The sequence below is a fragment of the Sphingomonas sp. 66-10 genome (assembly GCF_001897045.1).
GTDB classification, from domain to species: Bacteria; Pseudomonadota; Alphaproteobacteria; order Sphingomonadales; family Sphingomonadaceae; genus Sphingomonas; species Sphingomonas lycopersici.
This window is the reverse complement of sequence record NZ_MKRR01000164.1, coordinates 24,765-30,656: the sequence shown is the minus strand read 5'-3', so window position 1 is coordinate 30,656 and position 5,892 is coordinate 24,765. Positions and strand designations below refer to the sequence as shown.

The window sequence follows — 5,892 nt, the reverse complement described above, 5'->3', positions numbered from 1 at the left end:
CACCGCCGATGCTCCCGGCGTGCAGATCGTCAGCGCCGATTTCCGCCGCAGCGAGCTGGCGCAAGCATTGGCGCACGGCGAGGTCGATATGGCACTCGACATCGCCAGCGAGGCGACCGCGACATTGCGCACCGCGCCGCTGCGCAGCGACCGGCTGGTCGTCGCGGCACGGCACGGTCATCCGCGCATCCACGGCGCCGTGACGCTGGAAGCCTATCTCGCGACGGGCCATGTGATCGCCTCGCCGCGACCCGCCGGGCTCGGCCCGGAGGACAATGCGCTGGCCGAAGCCGGCGCCGAGCGACGGATCGTCGCGCGCTGCCAGCATGTCGCGACTGCGTGGAATATCGTCGCCGGGTCGGATCTGATCCTCACCTTGCCGCTCTCGCACGCCGAATCGCTGCGCAAGTTCGTCGATCTGCAATTGCTGCCGCTGCCGGTCGAGGTCGTGCCGCGCGCGCTCAATCTCTATTGGCATGAGGTGGCGGATCGCGATCACGGCAATGCGTGGCTGCGACAGGTGATCGTCGATGTCGCGTCTGTTCATGCACCAGATTCATAGTGTCTATCTGATCCCGTCATTTGATGCATGAATACGCGCGCGATAGATGCGACATGCCATCATCGGGATATCGCCATGTCCAATATCTTCACGCTGCCGGAACTCGACGATCTGCGTATGTCGGAGGCCGCGCGCCCGTTGTTCGAGGCAGTGAAGCGCCACATTGCCGAAAATGTCGCGCCGATCACCGAGGAATATTTCCGGCTGGGCGAGGGGCGCACCGATCGCTGGTCGTTCGCGCCGGGGCAGCTCGAGCTGCTCGACGCCGCCAAGGCCAAGGCCAAGGCCGCGGGACTGTGGAATTTCTTCCTGCCCGACGATGAAACCGGGCAAGGACTGAGCAACCTCGATTACGCCTATATCGCCGCCGAACTGGGCAAATCGCCGCTCGCGTCGGAAACGCTCAACTGCTCGGCCCCCGATACGGGGAATATGGAGGTGCTCGAACGCGTCGGCACCCCCGAGCAGAAGCAGCGCTGGCTGGAGCCGCTGCTCGCCGGCGAGATTCGTTCGGCCTATGCAATGACCGAGCCCGACGTCGCCTCGTCGGATGCGAAGAACATCCGCACGCGCGCGCGGCTCGACGGCGATCAATGGGTGATCAACGGCGAGAAATATTACATCTCGGGCGCGGGCGATCCGCGCTGCAAGGTGATGATCACGATGGTGCGGACCAGCGACGAGGGGCCGGTTTCGCAGCAGCAATCACAGATACTGGTGCCGATCGACACCCCGGGGGTCGAGATCGTCGGGCCGATGCATGTGTTCGGCGAGGATCATGCGCCGCGCGGCCATATGCATATCCGCTTCAACGACGTGCGCGTGCCGCGCGAGAATATCCTGCTCGGCGAAGGCCGCGGTTTCGAAATCTCGCAGCTCCGGCTCGGGCCGGGGCGCATCCACCATTGCATGCGCACGATCGGCAAGGCCGAAGTGGCGCTCGATCTGATGGTCAAGCGCGGCAGTTCACGCGAGGCGTTCGGCCGCTCGCTGATCATGCTCGGCAAGAATCTCGAAGTGGTTTCGCGCGCGCGGATCGAGATCGAGGCGATGCGGCTGATCGTGCTCAAGGCGGCCAAGGCGATGGACGTGCTCGGCAACCGCGAGGCGCGCGTGTGGGTCAGCCTCGCCAAGGCGATGATCCCCGAAAAGACCTGCCAGATCATCGATCAGGCGATCCAGCTCCACGGCGCGACCGGTATCTCGCAATGGACCCCGCTCGCCGAGCTCTATCACGACGTCCGCCACCTGCGCTTCGCCGACGGGCCGGACGAGGTTCATCATATGGTGGTCGGGCGGCACGAACTGGGGCTGCACTAACCCCCGGCGGCCGGCCCGCCCGCGCGTTGTTCCGGGCATTGCAGCACGCGATCGCGCAAGCGCTCGATCAGCCAGCGGCCGGCCGGGCCGGGCGGCGCGTCGTGGCGATGGAGCGCAAACATCGCGAGCTGATCGCCCTCGGGCCAGGTGTCGCGCTCGATATCGAGTTCGACCAGCCGGCCGGACTGAAGATCGCCGTAAACCATCGGCCACGGCATGCTCCCCCAGCCGAGCCCGGCGCGCAGGAAGGCGTGTTTCGCGCCGAGATCGGCCAGCCGCCAGATTCGCGTCGCGAGGACGCCATATTGCTTGCCGTCGGATAGCGTGGAGCGATCGGTCAGCACGAGCTGGATATGCCCGGCAAGGTCGTCGCGCGACAACGGATGCGGTGCGCGCGCCAGCGGATGCGCCGGCGCGGCGACGGGAACGAGGCGAAGCGCGATCAGCCGTTCGCGCGCCAGCTCGGGCGGGAACAGCGGCAGGGTGCCCGATACCGCGAGCGAGCAGCGCCGGTCGAGCACCGGCTGGATCACCGCGCCGAGATTTTCGACGTACACCCGCAGCGCGGTATCGGGGAACATCGTCTCGAAATCGCTGACCGCGGCGGTGAACAATTCGATGGGGAACATCACGTCGAGCGCGATCGACAGTTCGGGCTCGACCCCGCTGGCGAGATCGCGCGCGCGCGCCTTGAACTGGTCGGCCTGGCGCAGCACCGCACGCGCCTCATTGACCAAGGCAGCACCCGCCTCGGTGAGGATCGGATAGCGCCCTTCCCGCTCGAACAAGGTCACTTTGAGCCGCACCTCGAGCCCCGAGATCGTCTGGCTGACAACCGATTGCGCGCGATCGAGCTTTCGCGCCGCCGCCGAGAAGCTCCCTTCGTCGGCCGCGGCGACCAATGTGCGCATCTGATCGAGCGTGATGGCTTCAAGCATATATCTATGATCCAGATGGATTGTATCGAGTAATATATCCTATTACGATGATACGCGCATCCCTAATTCCCGGCCATCGTGATTTTACCCGATGAAGGGATTGGACCCATGAAACTTCTGCATGTTGATTCGAGCATCCTCGGCCCGGCTTCGGTGAGCCGCCAGCTTTCCGAGGCGATCGTTGCCGCCGAGCGCGCCGCACATCCCGGGATCGAGGTGACGCACCTCGACCTCGCGACCGACGCGATCGGCCATCTCACCGGGGTGCATCTCGCCGCCGGGCAGGGCGTCGTCCCCGAGACCGCGGCACTGGCCGAGGATGTCGCCGCCGGGGCGGCGGCGCTCGATGCGTTCCTTGCCGCCGATATCGTCGTGATCGGCGCGCCGATGTACAATTTCGGCATCCCCAGCCAGCTCAAGGCGTGGATCGACCGGCTGGCGGTGGCGGGCAAGACGTTCCGCTATACCGCGAACGGCCCCGAGGGCCTCGCAGGCGGCAAGAAAGTGATCGTCGCTTCGTCGCGCGGCGGTTTCTACAGCGGCGACACCGCGATGGCCGCGTTCGACTATCAGGAGAAATATCTCCGCGCGGTGTTCAACTTCTTCGGCGTCACCGATGTCACTTTCGTCCGCGCCGAGGGCATCGCGATCGGCGAGGAACAGCGCAATCAGGAGCTCGCCGCCGCTCATGCCGAAATCGCCAAGCTCGCTGCGTGAGCCGCGACCTATCCGCCCCCAACAGGAGAACAGAATTGACCTTTCGCCCCCTCAAGGCCGCCGCGCTCGCGGCGGCCTTCGTCGTCACGCCGGCGCTGGTCCTCGCGCAGAGCGCCATGACGACGCCCGCCGCGGTGCAGGCCGGTACCTATGGCGTCGAGCCCTATCATACCCGGGTGCTCTTCGCGGTGTCGCACCTCGGTTTCTCGACCTGGTATGGCGAGTTCACCGGCGCATCGGGGTCGCTGACGCTCGATCCCGCCAAGCTCGGCGAGAGCCAGGTCGACATCTCCGTTCCCGCGGCCTCGATCAGCACCAGCAACGCCAAGCTCGATGACGAGCTCAAGGGCGACAAATGGTTCGATGTCGCGAAATACGACATGATCCGCTTCCGCTCGACCCGCATCACCAGGACCGGCGCCAACAGCGCGGATATCGCGGGTAATCTGACGCTGCACGGCGTGACCAGGCCCGTCGTGCTCAAGGCGAGGTTCAACGCCGCCGGCGTCAATCCGCTCGACAAGGCCTATACGGTCGGGTTCGAGGTATCGGGCGATATCAAGCGTTCGGACTTCGGCGTGACGACCTATGTCCCGATGGTCGGCGACGATGTTCACTTGATCATCAGCGCGGCGTTCGAGAAAAAGGTGGCATGACGACCTTCCCGAACCCAGCGCGCACGGCGCCCTCGCGCTACAGCACGGTCGCGATCATCCTGCACTGGGCGATCGCCGCGCTGATCGCGTGGAATCTCGTGCTCGGGTTCGAGATGCACGATGCCAAGGGGCTGGCGCAGTTCAATCTGTTCCAGCTCCACAAATCGGTCGGCATCAGCGTGCTGTTGCTCAGCCTCGCCCGCGCCGGGTGGCGGCTGACGCATCGCCCGCCGGCGCTGCCCGCCGCGATGCCCGCGTGGGAAAAGCTCCTCGCCCGCGCCGCGCATGTCGGGCTCTACCTGATCATGATCGGGATGCCGCTCACCGGATGGGTGGTGGTGTCGACCAGCCCGCTCAACATCCCGACCCTGCTGTTTCACACCGTGCCTTGGCCGCATCTGCCGCTGCACGACCTGCCGACCGCCACCAAGGCGAGCGTCAACGCGGGCTTCGGCGCGGTTCACATGGCGCTCGCCTGGGGCGCGCTGGCGCTGATCGCGCTGCATATCGCGGGCGCGCTGAAGCACATGTTCTTGACCCGCGACGGCGTCATCCGCCACATGCTGCCGTTCATCGGCGGCGTCGGCCGCTAAAAGGAATATCCCATGATCCGTTCCGGTGTTGCTTTGTCGCTTGCCGCGTTCACGCTGGGCGTTGCCGCACAAGGCGCGATTGCCGCACCCGCCGTATCGGGCTGGCGGGTCGATCCGGCGCGCTCGCGATTGGGCTTTACCGGCGCGATGAGCGGCCAGCCGTTCAACGGCCAGTTCCGGCGGTGGAACGCCGCGATCCGCTTCGATCCCGCGCATCTCGACGCCTCGTCGGTCAGGGTGGTGGTCGACACCGGCTCGGCCGTCACCGGCGACGCGTCGCGCGACGAAGCGCTGCCGACCGACGACTGGTTCGCGACGAAATTGTTTCCGCAATCGGTGTTCGTCAGCCGGCGTTTCACCAGCCTCGGCGGCAATCGCTATCGCGTGGACGGCGATCTCAAGATCCGCAACGTCTCCCGGCCGATCAGCATCCCGTTCCAGCTCGTGATCAAGGGCAATGCCGCGACGATGACTGGTCGCGCCAGCCTCGATCGCACGGTCTTCGGCGTCGGCCAGGGGCAGTTCAAGGGCACCGATACCGTCGCCGGCAAGGTCGACGTGGTGATCTCGATCAACGCGACCAAGGCGCCCTGAACACGCCGATCTCGGTAAGATCGCACGCGATCGGGCTCGGCGGCGTTCCGCGCGGCGTAACGCCGGTCGTTCGGTGCCGATCGGCGAGTTCTTCAAGGGCGTTGCAGACGCGCTGCTTGTCATCATCGGCTGGGTGCTGCTGCTGGCGCCGCTGGGCGTGTTCGCGCTGGCCTTCGACGTTGCGGCGCGCGGCGGACCGGGGCGTCGGCGCGCTGCTCGCCTGGTATGTTGCGGCTCGCATGGTCGGCGGAATTGTGTTGTTGACGGCGTTCGTCCTGCTCGTCGCGGTCCTCGCCCGAACCCCGTTGCGGGCGTTCGCACGCGCCGTGCTGCCCGCCCAGTCGGTCGCTTTCAGCACGCAGTCATCGCTCGCCTCGCTGCCCGCAATGCTCGATGCTGCACGCGCGCTCGGCTTGCCCGCGCGGCATGCCGGCACGTGCTTCCGCTCGCGCTCGCCGTCGGCGTGCCGATCGACCTGTTGCCCTTGTTCCTGGCGGTCGACACGATCCCCG

8 protein-coding genes (1 of these 8 cut by a window edge) are annotated in these 5,892 nt (G+C 66.2%); 7 read left to right on the top strand and 1 reads right to left on the bottom strand.

The genetic code is table 11. The annotated features are described in order from the left end of the window. Nucleotides 1–562 carry the 3' portion of a LysR substrate-binding domain-containing protein gene (locus BGN95_RS25840; RefSeq protein ID WP_353744750.1) on the top strand. Its footprint begins 221 nt before the window's first position, so the window shows 562 of its 783 coding nt (coding positions 222–783); its start codon lies beyond the left edge, outside the window; its stop codon occupies nt 560–562. Nucleotides 563–637: 75 nt separating this feature from the next. Further along, the gene (locus tag BGN95_RS25835; protein WP_286774487.1) at nt 638–1,882 is read left to right on the top strand and encodes an acyl-CoA dehydrogenase family protein; all 1,245 of its coding nucleotides are present in this window, start codon (nt 638–640) and stop codon (nt 1,880–1,882) included. On the opposite strand, the gene BGN95_RS25830 is transcribed toward BGN95_RS25835, so the two are convergent. Then, complete coding sequence (locus BGN95_RS25830; protein WP_286774486.1) at nt 1,879–2,820, bottom strand: LysR family transcriptional regulator; 942 nt, start codon at nt 2,818–2,820, stop codon at nt 1,879–1,881. The genes BGN95_RS25835 and BGN95_RS25830 overlap by 4 nt on opposite strands. A gap of 108 nt (nt 2,821–2,928) precedes the next feature. Between BGN95_RS25830 and BGN95_RS25825 the strand changes: the two genes are divergently transcribed. From BGN95_RS25825 to BGN95_RS25805, 5 genes are all read left to right on the top strand, one after another. Then, nucleotides 2,929–3,537, top strand: coding sequence for an FMN-dependent NADH-azoreductase (locus tag BGN95_RS25825; RefSeq protein ID WP_286774485.1), 609 nt, complete (start codon nt 2,929–2,931; stop codon nt 3,535–3,537). Nucleotides 3,538–3,572: 35 nt separating this feature from the next. Then, nucleotides 3,573–4,193: a YceI family protein gene (locus tag BGN95_RS25820; protein WP_286774484.1), complete on the top strand. Its 621-nt coding sequence runs from the start codon at nt 3,573–3,575 to the stop codon at nt 4,191–4,193. After that, nucleotides 4,190–4,786: a cytochrome b gene (locus BGN95_RS25815; protein ID WP_286774483.1), complete on the top strand. Its 597-nt coding sequence runs from the start codon at nt 4,190–4,192 to the stop codon at nt 4,784–4,786. Before BGN95_RS25820 ends, BGN95_RS25815 begins: the two co-directional genes overlap by 4 nt. A 12-nt stretch (nt 4,787–4,798) precedes the next feature. Beyond that, complete coding sequence (locus BGN95_RS25810; protein ID WP_286774482.1) at nt 4,799–5,380, top strand: YceI family protein; 582 nt, start codon at nt 4,799–4,801, stop codon at nt 5,378–5,380. Nucleotides 5,381–5,619: 239 nt separating this feature from the next. Further along, on the top strand, nt 5,620–5,892 hold a 273-nt coding region (locus tag BGN95_RS25805; RefSeq protein WP_286774489.1), incomplete at its 3' end, for a cation:dicarboxylate symporter family transporter.